Origin of the sequence: Acerihabitans arboris (assembly GCF_010131535.1) — a bacterium.
Classification (GTDB): domain Bacteria; phylum Pseudomonadota; class Gammaproteobacteria; order Enterobacterales; family Enterobacteriaceae; genus Acerihabitans; species Acerihabitans arboris.
This window is the reverse complement of record NZ_WUBS01000010.1, coordinates 103664-126384: the sequence shown is the minus strand read 5'-3', so window position 1 is coordinate 126384 and position 22721 is coordinate 103664. Positions and strand designations below refer to the sequence as shown.

General features: G+C 59.0%; 18 protein-coding genes. 9 read left to right on the top strand and 9 right to left on the bottom strand.

The annotated features are described in order from the left end of the window. Positions 1-198: 198 nt before the first annotated feature. From GRH90_RS14975 to GRH90_RS14960, 4 genes are all read right to left on the bottom strand, one after another. Complete coding sequence (locus GRH90_RS14975; protein ID WP_162366764.1) at positions 199-1473, bottom strand: type II restriction enzyme NmeDI-related protein; 1275 nt, start codon at positions 1471-1473, stop codon at positions 199-201. Positions 1474-1763: 290 nt separating this feature from the next. Beyond that, positions 1764-3065, bottom strand: coding sequence for an MFS transporter (locus GRH90_RS14970; protein ID WP_162366763.1), 1302 nt, complete (start codon positions 3063-3065; stop codon positions 1764-1766). Continuing rightward, the gene (locus tag GRH90_RS14965; RefSeq protein ID WP_162366762.1) at positions 3065-4219 is read right to left on the bottom strand and encodes a mandelate racemase/muconate lactonizing enzyme family protein; all 1155 of its coding nucleotides are present in this window, start codon (positions 4217-4219) and stop codon (positions 3065-3067) included. Before GRH90_RS14965 ends, GRH90_RS14970 begins: the two co-directional genes overlap by 1 nt. 450 nt (positions 4220-4669) lie before the next feature. Beyond that, complete coding sequence (locus GRH90_RS14960) at positions 4670-4903, bottom strand: hypothetical protein (protein WP_162366761.1); 234 nt, start codon at positions 4901-4903, stop codon at positions 4670-4672. A gap of 418 nt (positions 4904-5321) precedes the next feature. Here GRH90_RS14960 and GRH90_RS14955 point away from each other — a divergent pair, with 418 nt between their 5' ends. Beyond that, entirely contained in the window at positions 5322-7721 is a 2400-nt protein-coding gene (locus GRH90_RS14955; protein ID WP_162366760.1) for a phosphoketolase family protein, read from the top strand. 21 nt (positions 7722-7742) lie between these two features. On the opposite strand, the gene GRH90_RS14950 is transcribed toward GRH90_RS14955, so the two are convergent. From GRH90_RS14950 to GRH90_RS14930, 5 genes are all read right to left on the bottom strand, one after another. Next, a complete protein-coding gene (locus GRH90_RS14950; RefSeq protein WP_162366759.1) occupies positions 7743-8795 on the bottom strand; it encodes a LacI family DNA-binding transcriptional regulator in 1053 nt (350 codons plus the stop codon). A gap of 24 nt (positions 8796-8819) precedes the next feature. Further along, entirely contained in the window at positions 8820-9623 is an 804-nt protein-coding gene (locus GRH90_RS14945; RefSeq protein ID WP_162366758.1) for an ABC transporter permease, read from the bottom strand. Next, on the bottom strand, positions 9607-10395 hold the full coding sequence (locus GRH90_RS14940) for an ABC transporter ATP-binding protein (RefSeq protein ID WP_162366757.1): 789 nt from the start codon (positions 10393-10395) through the stop codon (positions 9607-9609). Before GRH90_RS14940 ends, GRH90_RS14945 begins: the two co-directional genes overlap by 17 nt. Positions 10396-10457: 62 nt before the next feature. Further along, positions 10458-11168 (bottom strand): M24 family metallopeptidase, encoded by a 711-nt coding sequence (locus tag GRH90_RS14935; RefSeq protein WP_162366756.1) that lies wholly within the window; start codon positions 11166-11168, stop codon positions 10458-10460. 133 nt (positions 11169-11301) lie between these two features. After that, on the bottom strand, positions 11302-12306 hold the full coding sequence (locus GRH90_RS14930; RefSeq protein WP_162366755.1) for an ABC transporter substrate-binding protein: 1005 nt from the start codon (positions 12304-12306) through the stop codon (positions 11302-11304). A 227-nt stretch (positions 12307-12533) separates the two neighbouring features. On the opposite strand from GRH90_RS14930, the gene GRH90_RS14925 reads away from it, so the two are divergent. From GRH90_RS14925 to GRH90_RS14890, 8 genes are all read left to right on the top strand, one after another. Then, positions 12534-13304, top strand: coding sequence for a glutamine amidotransferase (locus GRH90_RS14925; RefSeq protein WP_162366754.1), 771 nt, complete (start codon positions 12534-12536; stop codon positions 13302-13304). Between the two features lie 48 nt (positions 13305-13352). Continuing rightward, positions 13353-14231 carry a nitrilase family protein gene (locus tag GRH90_RS14920; RefSeq protein WP_162366753.1) on the top strand — a complete coding sequence of 293 codons (879 nt, stop codon included), beginning with the start codon at positions 13353-13355 and terminating at the stop codon, positions 14229-14231. Positions 14232-14496: 265 nt separating this feature from the next. Beyond that, positions 14497-16020, top strand: coding sequence for a sodium:solute symporter family protein (locus tag GRH90_RS14915; RefSeq protein ID WP_162366752.1), 1524 nt, complete (start codon positions 14497-14499; stop codon positions 16018-16020). A 16-nt stretch (positions 16021-16036) separates the two neighbouring features. Further along, on the top strand, positions 16037-16810 hold the full coding sequence (locus GRH90_RS14910; protein WP_162366751.1) for a glucosamine-6-phosphate deaminase: 774 nt from the start codon (positions 16037-16039) through the stop codon (positions 16808-16810). Beyond that, entirely contained in the window at positions 16803-17960 is a 1158-nt protein-coding gene (locus GRH90_RS14905; protein WP_162366750.1) for an N-acetylglucosamine-6-phosphate deacetylase, read from the top strand. The genes GRH90_RS14910 and GRH90_RS14905 overlap by 8 nt, the downstream gene beginning before the upstream one ends. A gap of 72 nt (positions 17961-18032) precedes the next feature. Beyond that, complete coding sequence (locus GRH90_RS14900) at positions 18033-19169, top strand: ROK family transcriptional regulator (RefSeq protein WP_162366749.1); 1137 nt, start codon at positions 18033-18035, stop codon at positions 19167-19169. Between the two features lie 253 nt (positions 19170-19422). Next, complete coding sequence (locus tag GRH90_RS14895) at positions 19423-21285, top strand: hypothetical protein (RefSeq protein ID WP_162366748.1); 1863 nt, start codon at positions 19423-19425, stop codon at positions 21283-21285. A gap of 238 nt (positions 21286-21523) precedes the next feature. Next, positions 21524-22666: a transposase gene (locus GRH90_RS14890; protein ID WP_162366747.1), complete on the top strand. Its 1143-nt coding sequence runs from the start codon at positions 21524-21526 to the stop codon at positions 22664-22666. Positions 22667-22721 lie beyond the last annotated feature (55 nt).

Sequence of the window (22721 nt, the reverse complement as noted above, 5' to 3'; positions counted from 1 at the left end):
GCCCGTGGCGGGATGTTTCAACGCTGCCGCGTCGCGTTTTCCTGCCGCGAAAGCGCTTGCCACCCCGGCCCGACGCCCTAGCACCCGCGCCGGCATATTGCCGCCACGGGTGTCGAACCGCCGTTGACTACGGCATTTTTGACGAACAAAAAATCGACAGTCGGGCCACGCGTCGCCCGCGATCGTTATGCCGTATTATCAGGCCAGATCCCGGGAGATGGCATACATTCCCTTGATGCCGTTACCGAAACGCGCCAGTACTTCACGATTATTGGCCAATTCGCTATAGGGCAAATAACGAACTTTCATATCCGCCACCCGGCTGAAGGCCGGACGCCGCAGTTGGGCCTGTACTTCCGATTCCCGGTTGTCCGGCGCCACCAGGAACAATCCTTCGCTGGCCTGGGTGTCGCCGCTAAGGGCCAGGTCCAGCATGCGAACAATGCCGGAGTAAATCGAGGTGGTATGCTCAACTTCGAACGCCGCCATCACCCGCTCACGTTGCGCATTAAGCCACAGAACATCGATTAGCCGGATAGCGTCGGCCGCCGGCGAGGCGATTATAGCGGTCGGCAACCGATCAAGGCAGCCCGTTCCGAGCACGCTATCGCCATAAGGACGGCGGCGATCGTTAGAGGCTATCCACACGCTATACCCCAGGGCCAGGCCAAGATCGCGCAGCCAACCCTGGATCTCGGTATGGGTACGTTCGTTTTCGCCCGCCAGTTGCTGCGCCCTGGCCGCGCCGGCGCCGTCGGCGCGCACCTGCGCCAGATCCGCTTCCCATATCCTGCGCCCTTCCCGATCGTCGGCGCGGGGCGGGACCGGATAACGACCGCTGCCCAAATCGAACAATAACCCCGCTATCGCGCCAAAATCATTCGACAGCAAAGGACGCCAGGTCTCATTAAGCTCGATGATGCCGCGCCGCATGGCCAGGTATTCCTGCCATTTGCCCAGTTTTACATTGGCGCCGGTCAGCGCGTTGTAGCCTTTGACGATGGCGGTATTGCACGGCGGCATCAGCGTCGGGTGGAGGAAATAGAGCAAATTGGCCACCGCCGGCCCCAGTCCCTTAATTGCCAGCCGATCGATATGGTGGATGGCGGAGATAATCTGATCGGCGCCGGTGCAGCCGGCGCAGGTAGACAGCAGATGGCCGAAGGCGCGCTGATGGTCCGCGTTTTCATAAATATCGGGAATGCGCAGCTTTGGTTTCCATACAAAGGCGTGATCGGCCCCCTTGAAAATTTGCCGCTGTTCCGCAATGGAGTGGCCGATGGTTTCCAATGACGAACCGCGATACTGATTGCCGAACACGCCGCGCTCAATTTCGCCCACCACCTGCGTGATGCCCCGGCGAATCGATCGAAAATTCTTAATGCGCTGATCCCATAAAAACCAGCTTTGATACGTGCCGGCCGGATCGTTGCGCCACCGCTCGATTAACAGACGAACCGCGTCCTCATTCATCGCTTTCCCACCCTGACGTTCCCACCGGCATCATTACCGGAATAAATAAGCGCAAGCGACGCCATTTTCAGCGCCGCGCGACGTCCTGCAACGCGTGGCGCGCGCTTTAGTTTAGCCGCCGGAGGGCGGGGGTTATTGTCGTGGATCATCAAATAGGGGACGAAAACGGTGCGGGGCAAACGGCGGTCAATGTAGCGCCGCTTTCGCGGCGGAGCATATGGCCGCCCGGCGGCGCTGAAACGGCACGCCCGCGACTGCCGGGCGTGCCATCGCGGGCGTGAGCCGCGAACCTAAGCGGCCTGCAGGCGGATGCTGTCGACCTTGCGCTGGCGCACAAACAGCAGCATCACCACGATGCCGGCCACCGCCAGGATACTGGACAGGATAAAGGCCGAGTGATAACCGCCGCCATATTGAATCAGGAAGCCGGTGATGCCCGGCGACAGGATGCCCGCGAGATTTGCCAGCAGGTGGACAAAACCGCCGGCGGAGCCGATGCGCTGCGCCGGCACGATATCCTGCAATAGCGACCAGCACGCCTGCGGGGTCATATAGGCAAAGATACTGGCGATAGTAATTAAGGTCACCGCCATGACCAGGCTGGACGCATAGGCGGTCATAAGCACGCACAGCGCGGCGATCGCCAGGCCGCAGATAATGACCAGCTTGCGCGACAGCAGGAAATTGCCGGTTTTCCTGAACAGGCCGTCGCAGATAAGCCCGCCGCCGATAAAACCGACCGTGGCGCCAAGCCATGGCAGGATGCCGATAATGCTCATGCTCTTGATATCCAGATGCTGGAAATCCGTCAGGTAGCTGGGCAGCCAGGAAAGGAAAAAATACTGGATATAGTTAAAACAAAAAAACGCCGCCGCCACGCCCAATACCGGCATCGACAGCACGTAGAAAAACATGCCGTGCTTTTGCCCGCCCCTGGCCTGCGCGGTGGCAACCGGCGTCACGGGCTTGGCCGGGCGATCGGCGGTAATCAGCGCCGCTTCCTCCGGCGATACGCGGCGGTGCAGCTCCGGCCGGTCGCGGAAGAATATCAGCCACAGCGCCAGCCAGACAAATCCCAGGCAGGCAATCACTAAAAAGGAGATCCGCCAGCCGAAGTTTAGCCCCACCAAACCGACAATCGGCGCGGCAACGGCCGCGCCCAGCGGCTGGCCGGCGTTGGTAAAGCCCACCGCCCTGCCCACTTCCCGGCGCGGAAACCAGTTGGAAATGGATTTATTGGTGGTGGTGCCCATCGGGCCTTCGCCGATGCCGAACAGGATGCGCACAATGAGCAAATGGCCGAAGCCGGTGGCAAGCGCGGTGGCGCCGCAAAAGAACGACCAGAAGCCGGCCGCCCAGGCATAGACCTTGCGCGGTCCATATTTATCCGCGCCCCAGCCGCCGATAAAACAGAACAGGCAATAACCGACAAAGAAAAAGCTGAACAAAATCCCCATCTGCGCATCGCCGATATGCAGATCTTTTTTAATCAGCGGCGCCATGACCGAGAGCGCCGCGCGGTCCAGGTAGTTGAGCATGCCGGCGGCGAACAGCAGCAACGCCACGATAAAACGATAATTGTGCTTTAACATCAGGCTTTCTCCCAGGTCAGGACGCTATGGGCGATGCGGTAGCGTTCGAGGATATCTTCGGCCGGGGCAAATCCCAGCCCCGGCATGGCCGGCAGCCGCAGGCGCGGCTGGAAATCCAGTTCGGCATACAACGGCTCCGGCCATTGCAGATAGGGCACTTCCAGGGCGATATCCTCCGGCAGGGTCGCCACCAGATGCGCCGTGGCCATCAGCGCCGCGCCGTAGTAGAAACAGTGCGGCACCACTTTAACCCCGTAGCGACGCGCCAGGCGGTAGATCTCCAGGGCGGCGCTGATGCCGCCGATTTTGGCCACGCTGGGCTGGGCAATGCTAACGGCGCCCGCCGCGAAATGCTGTAAAAAACCCTGGACGCCCTGAGCATTTTCACCGGCGGCGATGGGCGTGCCGCTGGCGCGCACCCGGGCAAGGCCGGCCAAATCGTCCGGCGGCCAGACCGGTTCCTCCAGCCAGGCCAGCCCCAGTTCGTTCAGCGCCTGCGCCTGCCGGCAGGCTTCGTCCACCGGCCACGGGCAGTTAACGTCCACCATCAGCTGCGCGTCTTTTGGCAAGGCCTCACGCGCCGCGGCAATGGCGGCGTACTCGGTTTCATGCAGCTTGATGGCGCGGAACCCGGCGCGGTAAGCGCGCAGGGCATGGGCGGCCACCTGCGGCGGATCGTTGTCATAGCTGACCAGGCTGGCGTAAACGCCGATGTCCCCACGGGTGGCGCCCAACAGCTGCCACAGCGGTTTACCGGCCTGTTTGGCGCACAGATCCCATAAGGCGATATCTATCGCCGACAGGGCGAACTGCACCGGTCCGCTGCGGCCGAAGGCATGGAACGCGCGCTGGGCCTGATCCATTAGCCGCCCTAATCCTTCCGGCGTGCCGTCAAAGGACTGGCCGAGAAAAAAGCGCCCCACCGGGCCGTCCAGCGCGGCATAGGTCACCGGATTGGACAAATGACCAAAGCCTTCGCCCCAGCCTTGCAGGCCCTCATCGGTGGTCAAACGCACCAGCAGGGTTTCCATGCGGGTCAGCGCGCGCGAAGCGGCATTATAGGCGTCATCCGCCCGGCCGTCGGTCTGGTCGCTGCTTCTGCCGGAGGTAAACGGCATCGCCACGCGCATCACTTCAATCGCGGTAATCTTCATAACCAGTACCTCTGCTCAATAAAAGCCATCGATAAGACTCCTCGTCACCGGTTTAGCAGGCGATAAACCCTGCCCATCGTTAAGTCTTTATCGCCACGGAACAATAGGGTGCCACGGTCGGTTTATTGGCCGTAATTCAGCGTTAAGCTATTGGCATATAAGTCATTATAGATAGCGTTATAGGGGCCGACACCGTCAAACGGCATAGCTTTGGGCGCAGGGATAGGCATTTATTAGTGCAAATGTATGAGGCGGTGAGAGGCGGATCACGAAATTTACGCTGAAGTTTACCGGGAGTTAACCGGGTTACCGGTATTATCAATACGCGCGCCGGAGCAGATATCAACAGGAATAATCATCGCGCCTCGCGCCAGGGTTACGCTGGGAAGCGCCCGGCGTACAGCACCCCCTGACGCGGGCGCGCCAGGGGATAGAAGTAGGATCAGGCGGTTATTTATCCTTACCTGAGGCGATCTGCTCATTCTTGTTATCGCGCTCGGCCTGGCTTTTTTTCGCCGCCGCCTTGGCCTGTTCGGCCATGGCGTCCGTCTGTTCTTCGGTCAGTTCCTCCCCGGCCTCGAAGAGTTTCCCCAGGCCTTGGCTGATGGTCACGTCCCCGGGTTTTTGTGCGTCCGCTGATTGCGGTTTGTCGTGGCCCGGCGTATTGGTTTTAGCTTCGGTCATGGTATGGAGCTCCGGTGAATGCAAAAAGGCTTATACCGCTAAGCATAGACCTATAACCGCCTTTTATTACCATTCAATTCGGGGCCTTCCCCTGTTGTGGCGGCTGATGCCTAACCGGCCGCGGTATCCCCGGGACGCGCCGCGCCATTAACAACCGCGCGGCGAACGGGTTATCCGCCCGTCCCGCCGCGCATGGCGCCGGCCTGAATAACAGGATAGCCACGTCCCGATGAAGGATTAAGGTCAGATATCATGGCGGGTCGTAGTGATGGAAAAACCGCATCGCCAGGCTTTTCAGCAACGTTGGCGAGATACATTTATTCATAGTTCAAACCGGTGCCCGCCGGGCATGGCCGTCATCCCGCGCTAGACTTGAGGTAGATAAATTCCGTAGAACTCACGCCCAAGGAGCCTTCACATGGAAAATACTACCCCGCGGATCGGCGCGCCGGACGCCGCCGAACTGGCGCTGATCGACCGCTACTGGCGCGCGGCCAATTACCTTTCGGTGGGCCAAATTTACCTAATGGACAACCCGCTGCTGCGCCGGCCCCTGCTGTCGGAGCATATAAAACCACGCCTGCTCGGCCACTGGGGGACCACTCCGGGACTTAACTTTATCTATGCCCACCTGAACCGTATCATCCGTGCCCGCGATCTGGATATGATCTATATCTGCGGACCGGGGCACGGCGGGCCGGGCATGGTGGCCAATACCTGGCTGGAAGGCACCTACAGCGAAATTTATCCGGATATCTCCGACGATGCCGAGGGCATGCGCAAACTGTTTCGTCAATTCTCCTTTCCCGGCGGCATCCCCAGCCATGCGGCGGCGGAAACCCCCGGTTCCATTAACGAAGGCGGCGAGCTCGGCTACGCGCTGGTCCATGCCTACGGCGCCGTATTCGATAATCCCGACCTGATCGCCGCCTGCGTTATCGGCGACGGCGAGGCGGAAACCGGCCCGATGGCCGCCAGTTGGCATTCCAATAAGTTCATCAACCCCGCCCGTGACGGCGCGGTGTTGCCGATCCTACATCTTAACGGCTATAAAATCGCCAACCCTACCCTGCTCGGCCGTTGCGACGACGACGATCTCCGGCAGCTTTTCCATGGCTACGGCTATCGGCCGATTTTTGTCGAGGGCGCCGATCCGGCCAGGATGCATCAGCTCATGGCGGCCGCTTTCGACCGTGCGTTCGATGAGATCCGCGCCATCCAGAACGACGCGCTGACCGGCAACGCCGCGCCACGGTCAATTCCCCACTGGCCGATGATTATCCTGCGCAGTCCCAAGGGTTGGACCGGGCCAAAGGAAGTCGACGGTAAAAAGGTCGAGGGCTTCTGGCGCGCCCACCAGGTGCCGGTGGCCGGTTGTCGCGAGGACGAAGGCCACCGGCAGATCCTGGAACAGTGGATGCGCGGCTATAATCCGGACGATCTGTTTGACGGCAACGGCCGCCTGAAACCCGAGCTGCGGCAACTTGCGCCGGCAGGCGGCAGGCGCATGGGCGCCAACGCCAACGCCAACGGCGGCCGGCTTCGCAAAGCGCTGGCGGTACCGGATATCCGCGATTACGCGGTGCTGGTCGCAAAACGCGGCGAGATACAGGCTGAATCCACCAAAATCTTCGGCGAGTACCTGCGCGATATCTTCCGGCTGAATGCCGATAATGCTAATTTCCGGCTGTTCGGCCCTGATGAAACCGCCTCCAACCGGTTAAGCAGCGTATTCGAGGCCACCAACCGGGTCTGGATGGAAGACACCGAGCCCTACGACGAACAGCTGTCGCGCGACGGGCGGGTGATGGAAGTGCTGAGCGAGCATCTGTGCCAGGGTTGGCTGGAGGGCTATCTGCTCACCGGTCGCCACGGGTTGTTTTCGTGCTATGAGGCCTTTATCCATATTGTCGATTCCATGTTTAACCAACACGCGAAATGGCTTAAGGTGTCGCGCGCCCTCCCCTGGCGCAAGCCCGTCTCCTCGCTGAACTATCTGTTGTCTTCCCACGTCTGGCGCCAGGACCACAACGGCTTTAGCCATCAGGATCCGGGTTTTGTCGATCTGGTGGCGAATAAAAAGGCCGATATCGTGCGCGTCTATTTCCCGCCGGACGCCAATACCCTGCTGTGGGTGGGCGACCATTGCCTGAAAACCTACGATCGCATCAACGTGATCGTGGCCGGCAAGCAACCAGAGCCTCAGTGGCTATCCATGGACGAGGCGGTGAAACATTGCGAGGCGGGCCTGGGCATTTGGGACTGGGCGGGCAACGAGGACGGCACCACCGCGCCCGACGTGGTGATGGCCTGCGCCGGCGACGTGCCGACCATGGAAACCCTGGCCGCGGTCGAGCTGCTGCGCCGGCATTTGCCGGAGCTGCGCATCCGGGTGATCAATGTGGTGGATCTGATGGCGCTGCAGTCAAACGAACAGCATCCGCACGGGCATACCGATGAATTTTTCGACCAGTTGTTTACCCCGGACCGGCCGGTCATTTTCGCCTATCACGGCTATCCGTTCCTGATCCATCGCCTGACCTATAAGCGGCAAAATCACGCCAATATCCATGTGCACGGATTTATGGAAGAAGGCACCACCACCACGCCGTTCGATATGACGGTGCTGAATAAACTCGATCGTTTCCATCTGGCCATCGCGGCGGTCAAGCGCGTCCCCGACCTGAAGGATTCCGCCAAGGCCGCCGCCGCTATCGATTGGCTAAATGCCAGGCTGGATGAGCACTACCATTACGTGCGCGAGCACGGCGACGATCTGCCCGAGGTGAAGGACTGGGTATGGAAGAAAATCAGCTGATGTTTCATGCCTGCCGGGACGTCACTCCGCCGGTCCCGGCCCCACCGAATGCCGGATGCACAACTCCGTGGGAAAATCGCATTGTCCAGGCTGTTCGGCGAGTGCGCCAATACGCTGCAGCAGCAGGGCGGCGGCGGCGCGGCCCATGTCGTTGCCCGGCTGGCGTACCGTGGTGAGTTCGGGACTGAGCAGACGCGCCTCGGGAATATCGTCAAAGCCGGTGACGCTGATTTGCTCCGGCACGGCGATATCCAGTTCGCGGCAGCGGCGTATAAACCCGATCGCCATCAGGTCGTTGGCGCACAACACCGCCGTGGGGCGCTCGATTGGCGACAGGCCGATAATCTCGCCCGCCGCCCGCCGTCCGGACGCCTCGGTGTAATCGCCCCGGAATACCGGTACCGAATCCGGCACGATATTGGCGCCGGCGAAGGCCTCGCGAAATCCCGCCTGCCGCTGCTCGCTGGTCCATAAACCCCGCGGCCCGCCGACGATGGCCAGCCTGCGGTGCCCCTGGCCTAACACATATTGCGCCAGGGTGCGCGCGCCAATCAGGTTTTGCGAGCTGATAAAGGGCACGTCGATGCCCGGCAGGCATTCGTCGACAAACACCACCGAGCCCTGTTTCGCCAGGCTTATCAGCGACGGGCTGGGCAGGCCGGTGCCGGACAGGTAGATGACCCCGTTCAGGCGCTGGGTGCGCAGCACCTGGGCGTAATACTCCTCGCGCTGCGTATCCGACCAGGTCATGCACAGCACCAGCAGGCAATCGACGTTGTCCAGCACGCCCTGGATGCCCTCGGCCACGTCGGCAAAAAACGCATTGCCCAAATCCGGCACGATAAAACCAATGGACGAGATACGCTGGTGTTTCAGGCTGCGGGCGGCATTGTTGGGTTCAAAATTCAGCTCGGCAATACAGCGCAGCACGTGCTCCCGGGTATCCGCCGCCACCGGGCGCCCGCTATTGTTTATGACCGCGCTGACGGTGCCGATGGAAACCTTGGCCAAACGCGCCACATCCCGGATGGTGGGGCGCGACGCCAGGGCGGGCTTGGAGCTGTCGTCGATCATTAAGCTTCCTATACGGGATTGAAACTAACCGCGCCAGTAGTGCCGCGACCAGCGCCGGGCCGTCGACGACGATCGCCACGGCGTAACCAGGTACTCCAGCAAGATAACCAGCAGGAAGCTTAGCACGCCCAGCAAGGCCAGAAAACCGATGGCGGAAAAGGTGCCGGCGGTGTTGAGGCGCGAATTGGCCTGCAGCAGGTAGGCGCCCAGGCCGCCGCTGGTGGAGGCGGTCCATTCGCCGATCACCGCCCCGGTGACGCTGAAGGTGGCGGAGAGCTTCAGCGCGGAAAACAGCGGCGTATAGGTGGCCGGCAGCTTGACGTAGCGAAAGATGCTCAGGCGCGAGCCGCCCATGGACCGTACCAGGTTGAGCATATCCTTATCCACCGAGTTAAGCCCGTCCAGCACGTTGACCACCACCGGGAAAAACACCACCAGCGCCACGATCACCAGCTTCGGCGCCAGGCCGAAACCCAGCCAGATGGTCAGCGCGGCGGAAATGGCGATAACCGGCACCGCCTGGCTGGCGATTAAAATCGGATACAGCACGCTGCGTACCCCGGGAGTAGAATCCATCAGCACGGCAAAAATAAATCCGGCCCCGGCGCCGACGATGAACCCCAGCAAAAAGGTGGTAAAGGTGGATTGGAAACCGGTCCAGAGCACCGACCAGTCCGATAGGGCATGCTGCCAGGTCATCTGCGGCGAGGGCAGGACATACGCCGGGATTTGATAATAACGCACCGCTAAATCCCAGACCGCCAGCACCAGCAGCAACGCCGCCAGCGGGCCGCCCAGCGGCAATAACAGCTTACGGATGTTGATCATGGGCAAGCGCTTCCTGTGCCGGTTGTTCGGTATAAATCAGATCCAGGATCTGCCGTTTCAATAGGGTAAATACGGGACTGGTCAGGCAGGACAGCGGGCGCGGGCGCGCGATGTCCACGCTGAAAATCTCCTGGATGCGGCCGGGACGGGGCGTCATCACCACCACCCGGTCCGCCATGAAAATCGCCTCGTCGATATCATGGGTGACAAAGACCACCGTGCGATGCTGCTCCGTCCAGACCGTCAGCAGCCATTGCTGCATCGCCAGGCGGGTTTGCGAATCCAGCGCGCCGAAAGGCTCGTCCAGCAGCATGACGTCATGCCGCATCGCCAGGGTGCGCATTAGCGCCACCCGCTGGCGCATGCCGCCGGACAACGCCGCCGGATAGTGATTGATAAATTCACCCAGGCCGTAACGCTCCGCCAGGGCCACCCCCGCCGCGCGCTGCTCGCGCGTCGCGCCGCCTTTGAGGATGGCGCCCAGCACGATATTGTCGATAACCGACATCCAGGGCAGCAGCAAATCTTTTTGCAGCATATAACCGACATGGCCGCTGCGGCCGGTAACATCGTTGCCGTCTATCAGGATGTGGCCGCTATCGGGGGCCAACACGCCGGATATCAGATTGAACAACGTGCTTTTACCGCAGCCGGACGGACCGACCACGCAAACAAACTCGCCCTGCCGCACGTCCAGGTCGGTGGACGCCAGGGCGGTCATATTGCCGAAGCGCCGCGTGACCTGTTGAATCGATAACTTGGGGACTGTCATGACGTTGCCTCTTCTGCCTATCCTTTACCGGATAACGCACTGTATAAATTGACCGGTTGCAGTTACAAGATCTCGCATCGTTCGCGGCCGAACCAGACCACATCTTCCACCTTGACCGCCACGTCGCCGCGCTGGGCAAAAGGTTCGATGGCCCAGGCGCCCCACATCGGCGTATCGTTGCCTGCATCGATAAAGCCATGGGTATAGGCGGCGCCGGCCGTCAAGGAATGGCCGATATTACCCAGTAAATCCAGCAGGATAAAGCCTTCCCGGCCCAGGCGTTCCTGGCTCAGGCCGAACAGTTCGCTGGCCGGCATGCCCGGCCGGCATAACGCCAGGGTGTCGCGATGGATATTTTCCAGATCGCGCAGCGCGGCGGTCGCCTCGGGATAATCGCCGATGACGCGGCAGCGGGTGCAATCACCCCAAAAACCCTCATGGACAATCGGGTGCACATCCACCATCAGCACATCCCGCGCCGCCGCGGCCTGCGCTCCCGGCCCCTGGGTGGGGAAACAGACCTTGGTATTCTCGCCCAGGCCGACGTTGGTAATGGTCCAGATTCCCTCCGCGCCGTGGGCGCGTAGGTAGTCGTGGATCGCCGCTTCCACGGCGGATTCCGTCACGCCCGGCGCGACGGCGGCCAGGCCCGCCTGGGCGCCGGCCTTGGCCAACTGTTGCGCCCGCCGCAGTCCGGCCGGGGCTTCCGGGGCGACATCCGGCCCGGGACGATAGGCCCAGGCGGGTTTCATCGGTGGTAGTGATAAAGGCATGATGGCGCATCCTTTTGGCAAGCGTTGCCGGCATGGCGCTATGACGGCGTTAAGGGTTACTCGGCGATACGCCGGCGCTGATGCCGGGTGACCTGATTATAGCTCCCGGCATCGGGTGTCGTTACCGCACGCGTTACGGCAGGTACTGATTGCTGAAATACTGCTCTGCCGGCAGCGGCGATTTAACAATACCCTGCGCCTGGATGGCCGTCAGCAATTCTTTCCATACCGCCAGGTCCATTTGCAGCGACCTGCCGTCCACCGGCGCCAGCAAAGGCACGGTATCGGCCCATTGCTGTTTGATAAAGGTGGCGTCGTAGGCTTTGCTGTAGGCTTTGCCGAAAGCCGCCACCCCTTCATCGGGATGCTCGACGGCGTAGCGGATGCTCTTTTCAGTGGCGCGCATAAAGGCTTTGGCCAACTGCGGATTCGCCTTCAGCCAGGCCTGGTTGCCGGCAAACATCAGGATGGGCGTGTTCGGCACGCCGTGCTTGATGGCGGCCAGGAACTCCGGCGTCTGCTTGCCCATGGTGGTCATCTCGGTACCTTCGGCGTTGGTGATGCCGGTAATGGCGTCAACGCGTTTTTGCAGCAGTAGCGGCACCGTATCGTCCGCCGCCGTGACCATATTGACGTCATTAAGCGTCAGGCCCGCGCTTTTCAGCATCAGGGCCAGCTGCGCCTTGCTCCAGGCGTCATTGTAAATACCGATGGTCTTGCCCTTGAGTTCGGCAACGGTATAGGGTTTGCCCTGCTGGCTGATAATGCCCCAGTTGTTTTCCTTGCCGTAACGGCCGATGGCTTCCACCGGCGCGCCCTGCTCCTTGGCGAAAATGACGTCCATTACCGTGGTAAAGGCCACGTTGGCGCGGCCGGTGCCGAGGAATTTCATGGTATCGGCGACGGTGGGCGGCGCGACGATATCCAGATCAATGCCCTCCTCGGCGTAAAATCCCTTATCCTTGCCCAGCACCCAGGGGATCCAGAAGCCGTCGGCCACCGGCCATTCCTGGATAAAGGTCACCTTGGCCGGCGATGCGGCAGCGGCGGCGCCCGTCAGTCCCGGGGCCGGTAGCAAAGAGCCCAGCAGCGTGGCGCCGGCTAATACCGTTCCTACTAAAAACGCACGTCTTTTCATACTCAACACTCCGGCAAGGACTAGTGGATTAATTAAGCGGTCTAGTGCATATTGAAACGGTTCAATGTTTCATGTCAATAATCTTTTAAAATTAAATTTTCACTTGATATATAATAATAAAAATGACAATTTCATTTATTGAAACGGTTCAATAAATGCAGAGTATGGCGCGCTAAAAAGGTGCAGCGCCGCACTACTTTGATCCACGCTTGCGGAGGGCGATATCGATGAGTCGGAAACAGATATTATTAGTGGGTGAGACCTGGGTCACTTCGGCAACCCATTTTAAGGGGTTTGATCAATTCGGCAGCGTGACGTTCCATTCGGGCGCCAAGGCGGCGATTGCCGCGCTGGCCGACACGGAATTTGTCCTGACGCACATGCCGGCGCACGAGGCGGTGGAGGAATTCCCGTTTACCGGGCAAGAGCTTAGCCGTTATGACGCTATCCTGTTGTCGGATATCGGCGCCAACTCGCTGCTGCTGCATCCCGACGTCTGGCTGCACGGCAAAACGGTGGCCAATCGGCTTGATGTGCTGCGCGACTGGACCGCCGGCGGCGGCGCGCTGGCGATGTTCGGCGGCTACCTGAGCTTCCAGGGCATCGACGGCAAGGCGCGCTGGCATCGCACCGCGGTGGAGCAGGCGCTGCCGGTGGAATGCCTGCCGTATGACGATCGCATCGAGGTACCGCAGGGCTTTCGTCCGGTTATCGACCCGCTCCGGCAGGATCATGCGCTGTTCAAGGATATCACCGGCGATTGGCCGCTGCTGCTGGGCGCCAACGAAGTGATCCCCAAGGCCGGCAGCGATGTGCTGGCGCGCCTACCGGACGAACTGGGCGGGCATCCCCTGTTGGTCACCGGCGCCTGTGGACAGGGACGGACGCTGGTCTGGACCTCGGATATCAGCCCGCACTGGCTGCCGCAGAGCTTTATCGACTGGCCGGGTTACAAACAGCTGCTGCTCAATATGCTGGACTGGCTGACCACCCGTTAATCCGCTGATTACCGGGGCCTTTTTTACCGACATTATCCGGAGACCGCCATGGCGTCTAAACCGACTGAAGCCTTAGTAACCGTAGCCTGCCTGCAAATGGAACCCGTATTCGGCGAGACGGCGCGCAATGTCCAGGCCACCGTCGCCCTGATCGAGCAGGCGGCGGCGCGGGGAGCCAACCTGATGGTGCTGCCGGAACTGTGCAATACCGGTTATGTGTTCGCCTCCCGCGCCGAGGCGTTCGCGCTGGGCGAAACCCTGCCCGACGGCCCCAGTTGCCAGGCATGGATCGACTGTGCCCGGCGGCTTGGGGTATATATCGTCGCCGGAATCACCGAGCGCGAGGGCGAGTTGTTATATAACGCCGCGGCGATCGTGGGTCCGGAGGGGTTTATCGGCCGCTACCGCAAGGTACATCTGTGGGGTGACGAAGCCATTTTCTTCGAGCCGGGCAACCTGGGTTTCCCGGTGTTCAAAACCCGCATCGGCACGCTGGGGTGCCATATCTGCTATGACTGCTGGTTCCCGGAAAGCTTCCGGCTGGCGGCCTTGCAGGGCGCGGAGATCGTTTGCGTGCCCACCAACTGGGTGCCGATTCCGGGCCAGGACCCCGACCGCGAGGCCATGGCCAATATCATCTGCATGGCGGCGGCGCACACCAATTCGGTATTTGTCGCGGCGGCGGATCGGGTAGGCGTGGAGCGCGACCAGCCCTTCATCGGCCAGAGCCTGATCGTGAGTTATACCGGCTGGCCGGCGGCGGGACCGGCCAGCGCCACAGACACCGAAATCGTCATGGCGACCCTAAACCTGGCCGACGCAAAACGCCACCGCAACTGGAATGCCTTTAACCAGGTGCTGCGCGACAGGCGTACCGACGTGTATGACCAGATGCTCGGGTCGGCCCATAATCCGGGTAATTTCTAGACTCCCCGGCGGCGGACAGGGTCATAAAAAAGTCCTATGACCCGCCCCGCCTGCGCTGGCAAATAAATGTGATATAACTCTCTTTCATCGTCCTGGGGACGTGTTAGGTTTAATTAGTAATTAATTAGGACTAATTAAACTGCGGACCAAACGACAAGACGGGAAAATATCCTTCAATTAGTCCTAATAAGTGACTAATTGAATCACACGGCGGGCGCAGGGGCCCGCCACGTTGCGCTAACAATACCAGCTACCGGAGTGTGTTATGAACGGGACGGACTATGTGGTCATGGCGCTGTACGCGCTGATGATTGTGGTAATCACGCTGTGGGCAATGCGTAAGGTCGGCAGTACCAAGGATTTTTTTGCCGCAGGCGGTAAAATGCCCTGGTGGCTGTCCGGCATTTCACATCATATGTCGGGTTATAGCGCGGCGGTATTCGTGGCTTACGCGGCGGTGGCCTACAGCTACGGCATTACCATTTATTTCTGGTGGGCGCTGCCCATTTCCATTGCGGTATTTATCGGCTCGTTTATTTTCGCCCCGCGCTGGGCGCGGCTGCGCATCCATATGCATATCGAATCGCCGATGGAGTATCTCGCCACCCGCTATAATGTCCCGACACAGCAACTGCTGGCGTGGAGCGGCGTGCTGCTGAAAACCTTCGACGTCGGCGCCAAATGGGCGGCCATCGCCATTATCATCAACGTGTTCACCGGCCTGGCTCCGGTCTGGGGCATCGCGATTTCCGGCGCCTTATGTCTGTTTTATACGGTAATGGGCGGCCTGTGGGCCGATGCCTGCAACGACTTCGGCCAGTTTGTGGTGCAGTTTATCGCGGCGATTGTCATGGTGGCGGCGGTAGCCTCCCACCTGGGCGGCGTGCACGAGCTGCTGACCGTATGGGACCGATTGCCGCCGGCCCATACCGATATTATCCGCGAGCCTTACACCCTGGGCTTTATGCTGGCCTACTTTGTTATCTACACCCTCAGCTACAACGGCGGCACCTGGAACCTGGCGCAGCGCTTTATCGCCTCGCCGCGCGGCAAGGATGCGCATAAGGCCGCGCTGCTCTCCTCGGTGCTGTACCTGGTATGGCCGCTGGTGCTGTTCTATCCCATGTGGGCCGCGCCGGTGCTGTTCCCCAACATCAGCGATCCGTCCCAGTCCTATTCCATCATGGCGATGCGGTTATTGCCCAACGGCCTGATCGGGTTGGTGCTGGTGGCGATGTTCACCCATACCCTGTCGATGACCTCTTCCGACTCCAACGCCATCACCGCCGTGGTCACGCGCGATATCCTGCCCGTACTGTTTCCCCGCCGTTTCGGCAACGGCCAGTCCTCCCTGGTGGTGGCGCGCATAACGGTGGTGCTGTTTATCCTGACCACCCTACTGATCGCGGTTAACGCCAGCCGGTTCGGCGGCGTGCTGACCCTGCTGATTATCTGGTTCGGCGGCCTGGTCGGCCCTATCTCCATCCCGATGCTGCTCGGCCTGCTGCCCTGGTTCAGGAAATGCGGCCCGACGGCGGCCATCGGTTCCTGGGCGCTGGGGATTGCGGCGTTCTTCGCGGTCAAATTCGTGGTGCCGGGCATGAGCACCACGCAAATCGTGGCCATTCCGGTCATCACGTCGCTTATCGTCTACACCCTGGCGGGCGTGTTCCGGCGCAGCCCGGTCAGCCCGCGGGTGGAGACCCTGCTGGCCGCGTTGAACCAGGATCAGGACGGCGCGTTATCCTCCGGCCCAATCCACAGCCCGCGTAAGCAGGAAGCCGAATAAACCTAAGGAGCGTTATATGTCATTGCCGTTATTGAACCGTCGGTGCGAAAATTTAGCTGTCCAGGTGTTTGCCGATCGCCGGCAAATGGGGCGCCACGCCGGCGAGACCGCCGCCGCGTACCTGCGCAAATGCCTGTCCGCCAAGGATAACGTCAGGATCATTTTTGCCGCCGCCCCCTCGCAGAACGAATTCCTGGCCGCCCTGGCGGCGGCCGGGGACATCGACTGGTCGCGGGTAACGGCGTTTCATATGGATGAATATATCGGCCTGCCGGCCGGATCGGCGCAGCGCTTCAGCCACTATCTGAACCGGCATCTGTTTGATGTGGTCCGGCCCGGGCAGGTGCATCTGATCCCTGAGGGCGACGAGCGCCGGGTATGCCGCGATTATGCCGCGTTGATTAGCCGGGCGCCTCTGGATATGGTCTGCCTGGGCGTCGGGGAAAACGGTCATCTGGCCTTTAACGATCCGCCGGTGGCCGACTTTCACGATCCGGAAATCATGAAAGTGGTGGAACTGGACCCGGCCTGCCGCCGGCAGCAGGTGAACGACGGCTGCTTTGCCGCCATAGATCAGGTGCCCACCCAAGCGGTGACCCTGACCATTCCGACCCTGATGTCGGCGGCCCGCCTGTTTTGCATGGTGCCGGGCATCACCAAACGCGCGGCGGTGCGCGGCCTGTTGCAACTGCCGTTGTCCACCGCCTGTCCCGCCACCGTCCTGCGTACCCATCCCGCCTGCGAGCTGTTTACCGACGTGGACGCGTATGGGGAAATTACCCATGGATAAGGTCAAAATCCGCGGCCGGGACTACCGGGATTTAACCGCCGTCGAGATCCATGCCGCCGGCGGACTGATAAGTGACATCCGGCCGCTGCCGCAGGACGATAGCCTGCCCATTCTGGCGCCGGGTCTGGTGGATTTACAGGTTAACGGCTACGCGGGCGTTGATTTTAACCGCTGCCCGATTGAAGAAGAGTCGGTGCTGGGCGTCACCCGGCATCTATGGCGCCAGGGGGTCACCACCTTCCTGCCCACGGTTATCACCAACGGCGATGAGGAAATCACCGCCATGGTGGCGGCGATCGCCAGCGCCCGCCGGCGGTTTGCCCCGGTCGGGCAAAGCGTGGCCGGCATTCACCTGGAAGGCCCCTTTATTTCCCCCGAGGACGGACCGCGCGGCGCGCATGACAAAACCTTTGTCAAGGCGCCGGACTGGACGCTGTTTCAGCGCTTCCAGCGCGCGGCGCAGGGCAATATCCGCCTGCTGACCCTGTCGCCCGAATGGCCGCAGGCGCCGGCATTTATCCGCCGCTGCGTGGCGGAGGGCGCGGTGGTATCGCTCGGCCATACCGCCGCCGATGCGCGACAGATAACCGCCGCCGTCGAGGCCGGCGCCACGCTGTCGACCCATCTGGGCAACGGGGCGCATTTGCTGCTGCCGCGCCATCCCAATTATATTTGGGAGCAACTGGCGCAGGACCGGCTGTGGTGCGCCATGATCGGCGACGGCGAACACCTGCCGATGTCGGTATTAAAAGTATTTATGCGGGTCAAGGGCGCGCGCGGCATATTGGTCAGCGACGCCACCAGCCTGGCCGGCATGCCGCCCGGGCGCTACCGTCTGCACATTGGCGGCGAGGTAACGCTCAGCCCGCAGGGACGCCTGTCGATGGCCGATAACCCGCAGCTGCTGGCGGGGTCGGCGCGCTCGTTGCTCTATGGCGTCAATACCCTGATCCGCCAGGGCCTGGCAACGCGCCGCGCGGCGTGGGACATGGCGTCGGTGCGCCCCTCGGCACTGCTTAACCTGCCGACGCGCCACGGGCTGAACATCGGCGCGCCGCTGGACGCGGTGGCGTTGCGCCAGGACCGGCAGGGCGAATTAACGGTGCTGGCCGCCTACCAGCGGGGAGGATGCGTCTGGCGCGATGAATAGGTTTTTCCGGACATCATTGGTTATGCCATAATACCCGCTGATGCTTAGCCTCAAGCCATGGTAAACCAGACGATGACAGAGCCAGGAAAAGGCCCCGCGCTACTGCGCCAGTATAACGAGAAACATGTCTTGTCCTTTTTGCGCCAACAGCGCGTCAGCTCGCGTTTGGATATTGCCCGCGCGCTATCGTTAAGCAAAAATACCATTTCACTGATCGTGGATGATTTTATCGCCAGGGGCTACGTCGCCGAGCTTGGCGTGGCTCAGTCCAATGCCATCGGCCGTCCCAAGATCTACATCGCGCTGCTGCCGGATAAAATGAAGGCGGCGGGCATTATGGTCGAGCGCCAGCAGCTGCACTGGGCGGTCTATGATTATTTTTCCGATGTGATTGAACAGCAAACGCTGGCGCTCGACACCACCGAACCCGGGCCGGTACTGGCCGAGATCGCGCGCATAATCCAGTGGATGTACCGGCGTTATCCGGCGCTTATCGGCATCGGCGTGGGTTTCCCCGGCATTATCGACCCGATTGCGGGCGTGATGCACATTTCGTCGCATCTTGGCTGGCAACAGGTCGATCTCCTGGCGGCTTTGGATAAAAGCGTCCCGCCGCCGGTAGGCGTGATGAATATCGTCAAGGCGGCGGCGCTGGTCTCGCGCCAGCGCGGCGCCGGCCTGCCGGGCGCCGAACCCTGCTTTTACCTGCGTATCGCCGAAGGCATCGGCGGCACGCTGCTGACCGAGCACGGGGTCTATTACGGCGGCAGCTGGACCGCGGGCGAAGTCGGGCACCTGAACGTGGCCCCCGACGGGCCGCTATGCTCCTGCGGACAACGCGGCTGCCTGGAATCATTGATCGGACTCAGCGCCGTTAACGCGCAGCTCGAACTGCTGCAGCCGGGGCTGCGATGGGCCAACCGCGCGCAGGCGCCACGGCTGGCGGAGCAGGTCATCGCCCGGGCGGGTGAATTGCTGGGCAAGGCGCTCAGCCAGATCATCCACCTGGTCAATCCCCGGACCCTGCTTATCGACTGCGCCTATAATACGTCGCCGCTATTCACTGAACAGGTATTGTCCGTGGCGCGCCGCAATACCCTCGCGTTCGCCTACGGCCATACGCAGATCCGCTTTCTCTCCCATAGCTACGATCCGGCCCAGGGCCTGGCGCTGGCCATGATCCAGCGTTTCGAAAAAATCGATCTGTAGCCATTACCCGCGCCGCTGGAAAACAACACCTTATTAACCGGGCGTACGGCCACGCCGAGGGTTTATAGCCCATTGTTGTTGGGTATAGTTTCCGTTATCTAAGATGCGGGAGTCAATAAAAGGGAGTATATCAATTTTGTGATAGACCGGGGTTCAAAATAATCCACAAAAAAATGATTAGCATAAACTATTCATCACATAAATAACCACCGGATTTTTATTTGTTAACCGACCTTATGAGGTGAAAGAACCAATGGATAAAATTACCTATTCAGGTGACCTTTTGTATGGCGTCATCAACAAAAAATATGTTAAACAATACAATAAAAGTTGTGCTGGCCGATCATTACTTATACCAAGAAAAATTGCCAATAGCCAACATACCCCCGCAGATAAAAGGAATATTTTCGAACAATGCGGGTCGGAAAAGAGCAAATTGCACACTGAGACGGGGAACGATTCTCATCCGGCCGGAAGTAATAATATGTATGGCAATACTTTTTCTGGCGGCCTAATCGAGATTAATAATATCCATCCTTCAACTACGTTGAGCATGTCATGTTCTTTCAACCCGTCAAATATTTCTGGCGCGGCAAGCGCCCTGAACATTTCATTCACATCGGCCACATCGGGCGCGCAGCCTTACTGCCGCACTGCAAATATCGACGGAATCAACGCGGCCATTTTGATCAATGAATTAGATATACATCGGTTAAACATGGAAAAAATGGATCGTATCTGGCTGCTTAAGCAGGAATCAAAGACGGTAAAGGAGCAATTGAAACAGGATATTTTACGCAATGGCCGGCTGCGCAAACTGATCCAGCCAAACTATGGAACCCTCGCGAGCAGACAAAAACAACTGCACGCCCCTACGCTTCAGGCCGCTACTCCCTGCACGCCTCATCAAAGTCACATAGCCGCCCTTTGTGCAGACTACCATAAGCTACTGACTGAAATTGAAGCGTCGAACACCCCCCCTAATACTTTTATCAAAGACCAGGACGGCCAATACCTAAACAGCGATGTGGTTATCTTGACCCTGTCCTCCATACTGCATTATCTGTTCACAACGGACTCCGATACCCTGCCCGGCGGTGCGCGGCCCATCCCACCGGGTTTCACCGCGGGCACAAGGCACGCGCGCCGCGCGGCGGAAAGCGCTGCAATCGGCGCCAGCCGGGCTGCTGCAACGCATGGATATGAGTTGCTGCGCATTACCCCGGAATACCTGGAGAAAACATGGCAGATAAAACAGCATATTATTGCCCTTATAAATGAGTTGAATAATGAGCTCAAGCAAAATGCCCAACTTCGCCGGTTGATGCGGCAATTTTCCGTGGCTATCCCCCCCTTAAGACACATGCATACCTACACCCTTAAGTCCGCTGATTTAAACGATCCGCAAAAATGCGGCATTTGCGTTCTCTGGACCAAGTATAATAATTTTTTCCATCGCTTAAAGGCATTGAAGACGCAGCCTTACACCTTTGCCGGAGAATATGATGTGCGTTATCGCAACATGTATTCCACGGTATTTAAATTAACCTATACGCTGCTTTCCACATTAAAAAAAGATAAGGACATCCTGCTCGACAGCCTGCCGCGTCACGATATAAATCCATATGATTCAATATACCCTGGCACGTCAAACCTTTCATGGACGGATATTACCGCAGCCATTACTATCGATCCGCCCGTTGCCTTGCCAGGGGATGATTTTCCGCGGATTAACCTGGCTGAAACAGGAAAAACATGGAATTTACTAAAACATATCAACAGGATAAAAGATGAATTCGCCGATGCGCTGTCACTGAATTTCAGGCTGCGCCAGCAGCTTGCGCAACATTTAGGCCCGCGCGCCGCCGACATGCACTTTCATACCGACGAACTTGGGAAAATGGATTTTGACAACTCCCGACAATGCGATTTCTGCAGGCTTTGCGCCAATTACAACGTTTTTTTCAATCATAGCACCAAATTAGAAGCACGATTCAATACCTGTATCAGCGAAAATTATTTCATGGTTTTTGGCTTGACGCACATCTTGCTGGCGCATTTAAAAAAAGATACCCAGCCTTTGCAAGACCACCTGCCATCTTTTTCTGTGGAATAATGACCAAAAATGCAGGAATCCCCGTCCCGCGGAGTCGACCGGCAAAGGCTGACATCGAAATAGCCGGGGTATTGGCCGCGATGCGGGTCAAAACGCCCTGAGGGCCATCACTCCGTATCCGGAACACCAGCAGCATTAACCGTTGGATAAATAGTTATTATTATATAATAACGCCTTATCCGTTGGTTTTTTCGTTAAGGTCATGCCCTGAATGTGACAATACTCACCTGGAACAAAGATGAATAATATTTATGTTTTTAACTCACCAATTACTGTTAATTATCCACCTGATAATATTACAGATGTTGCTAATAACAATGAAGCAAGAATAACATTTCCTGGTCACCTCTGCCGGTGGCTCAGGACGGCTGACGAAACAATGGCAAGTCATTTTTTGGCAGTGGGCAACAATACCTCCCCCCGCCTGCCCATCACCTTCAATAACTGGAATAAGCACACCGAACATTGCCGCGCGCGCAATAACTCACTGGCCCGATTTTCCCGTTTCCTGGCTAAAATAAAACCACAGGGCTACCCCCCTCCCTTTAAGGAGACGGCGCAGCAGGCATTAGCGATTACGCGGTTTTCGGTAATAGAAAAAACCGGTATAACCTATCGTACCCGTTTTTCCCTTCAGCAAAAAATGTTTTTCCTTCATGAGGCATTCAGGCCGGGCAGTTCCTTTATCCAGGTGGCGAGAAGGTATGGCCTGCAAAAGTCTACGTTATTCAGCTGGAGGAAACGTTACGCACCCACCGGCGGCTGGGAATCTATTATCAACAACGAATTTGCCCTGGACAGGGTATCCGCCCGCGTATCGTCGAGCCATGCCGTTCCCGGCCCTGTTATGCCCATGGATGATTGTCCGTCTTATCATGCAAGCCGCGCCAAAGCGGGGATATTACCGTTATCGGCATTATTCTCACGTATCAACCAGCTGAAAATTCATCTTCGCCATCGGCTGAAAACTAACATTTCCCTTATAAAAAGCATTTATCACCATACCAGGGATAGAGAGTTATACCGGCAGCAACTGCATCTGGATTATCGCTATGGGGACCAGCCACGCCATAAAGCATCCCGCTGCGTTTTGTGCCGACTCTATACGCAATACAGCCATTATTTCAGCTATATACCGCCAGCCGTCCGTTCACCGGGCAGCGCGATCGGCACTGACGAGATTTTTCAGCATGCGGCGTTATGGCATGCCCTGTCGTTAAAGCTGATTGCCCTGCTGGAACACGAAAACGATAAACTCAGGATCCTGCAGCGGGAAATCGCTGGACCAGAGCGGGATGCCAAGAAGGATCAGGACTTGCCGCTCGATTTTTCGCATCCAGTATCAAGCAGGCCGTTAACCATGAAAACGGATTTCCTATGACCAACAGCCACCAGCCAGGCCTCGGGCGTCATGGGTTCCCTTTTGTCGGCCGGCC

Coding starts and splice junctions, on each gene's coding strand:
- GRH90_RS14940 (WP_162366757.1), bottom strand. CDS start 10,395: ATGACAGTCCCCAAGTTATCGATTCAACAGGTCACGCGGCGCTTCGGC.
- GRH90_RS14910 (WP_162366751.1), top strand. CDS start 16,037: ATGTCATTGCCGTTATTGAACCGTCGGTGCGAAAATTTAGCTGTCCAG.
- GRH90_RS14965 (WP_162366762.1), bottom strand. CDS start 4,219: ATGAAGATTACCGCGATTGAAGTGATGCGCGTGGCGATGCCGTTTACC.
- GRH90_RS14930 (WP_162366755.1), bottom strand. CDS start 12,306: ATGAAAAGACGTGCGTTTTTAGTAGGAACGGTATTAGCCGGCGCCACG.
- GRH90_RS14900 (WP_162366749.1), top strand. CDS start 18,033: ATGACAGAGCCAGGAAAAGGCCCCGCGCTACTGCGCCAGTATAACGAG.
- GRH90_RS14915 (WP_162366752.1), top strand. CDS start 14,497: ATGAACGGGACGGACTATGTGGTCATGGCGCTGTACGCGCTGATGATT.
- GRH90_RS14970 (WP_162366763.1), bottom strand. CDS start 3,065: ATGTTAAAGCACAATTATCGTTTTATCGTGGCGTTGCTGCTGTTCGCC.
- GRH90_RS14895 (WP_162366748.1), top strand. CDS start 19,423: ATGGATAAAATTACCTATTCAGGTGACCTTTTGTATGGCGTCATCAAC.
- GRH90_RS14905 (WP_162366750.1), top strand. CDS start 16,803: ATGGATAAGGTCAAAATCCGCGGCCGGGACTACCGGGATTTAACCGCC.
- GRH90_RS14950 (WP_162366759.1), bottom strand. CDS start 8,795: ATGATCGACGACAGCTCCAAGCCCGCCCTGGCGTCGCGCCCCACCATC.
- GRH90_RS14925 (WP_162366754.1), top strand. CDS start 12,534: ATGAGTCGGAAACAGATATTATTAGTGGGTGAGACCTGGGTCACTTCG.
- GRH90_RS14935 (WP_162366756.1), bottom strand. CDS start 11,168: ATGCCTTTATCACTACCACCGATGAAACCCGCCTGGGCCTATCGTCCC.
- GRH90_RS14945 (WP_162366758.1), bottom strand. CDS start 9,623: ATGATCAACATCCGTAAGCTGTTATTGCCGCTGGGCGGCCCGCTGGCG.
- GRH90_RS14975 (WP_162366764.1), bottom strand. CDS start 1,473: ATGAATGAGGACGCGGTTCGTCTGTTAATCGAGCGGTGGCGCAACGAT.
- GRH90_RS14960 (WP_162366761.1), bottom strand. CDS start 4,903: ATGACCGAAGCTAAAACCAATACGCCGGGCCACGACAAACCGCAATCA.
- GRH90_RS14890 (WP_162366747.1), top strand. CDS start 21,524: ATGAATAATATTTATGTTTTTAACTCACCAATTACTGTTAATTATCCA.
- GRH90_RS14955 (WP_162366760.1), top strand. CDS start 5,322: ATGGAAAATACTACCCCGCGGATCGGCGCGCCGGACGCCGCCGAACTG.
- GRH90_RS14920 (WP_162366753.1), top strand. CDS start 13,353: ATGGCGTCTAAACCGACTGAAGCCTTAGTAACCGTAGCCTGCCTGCAA.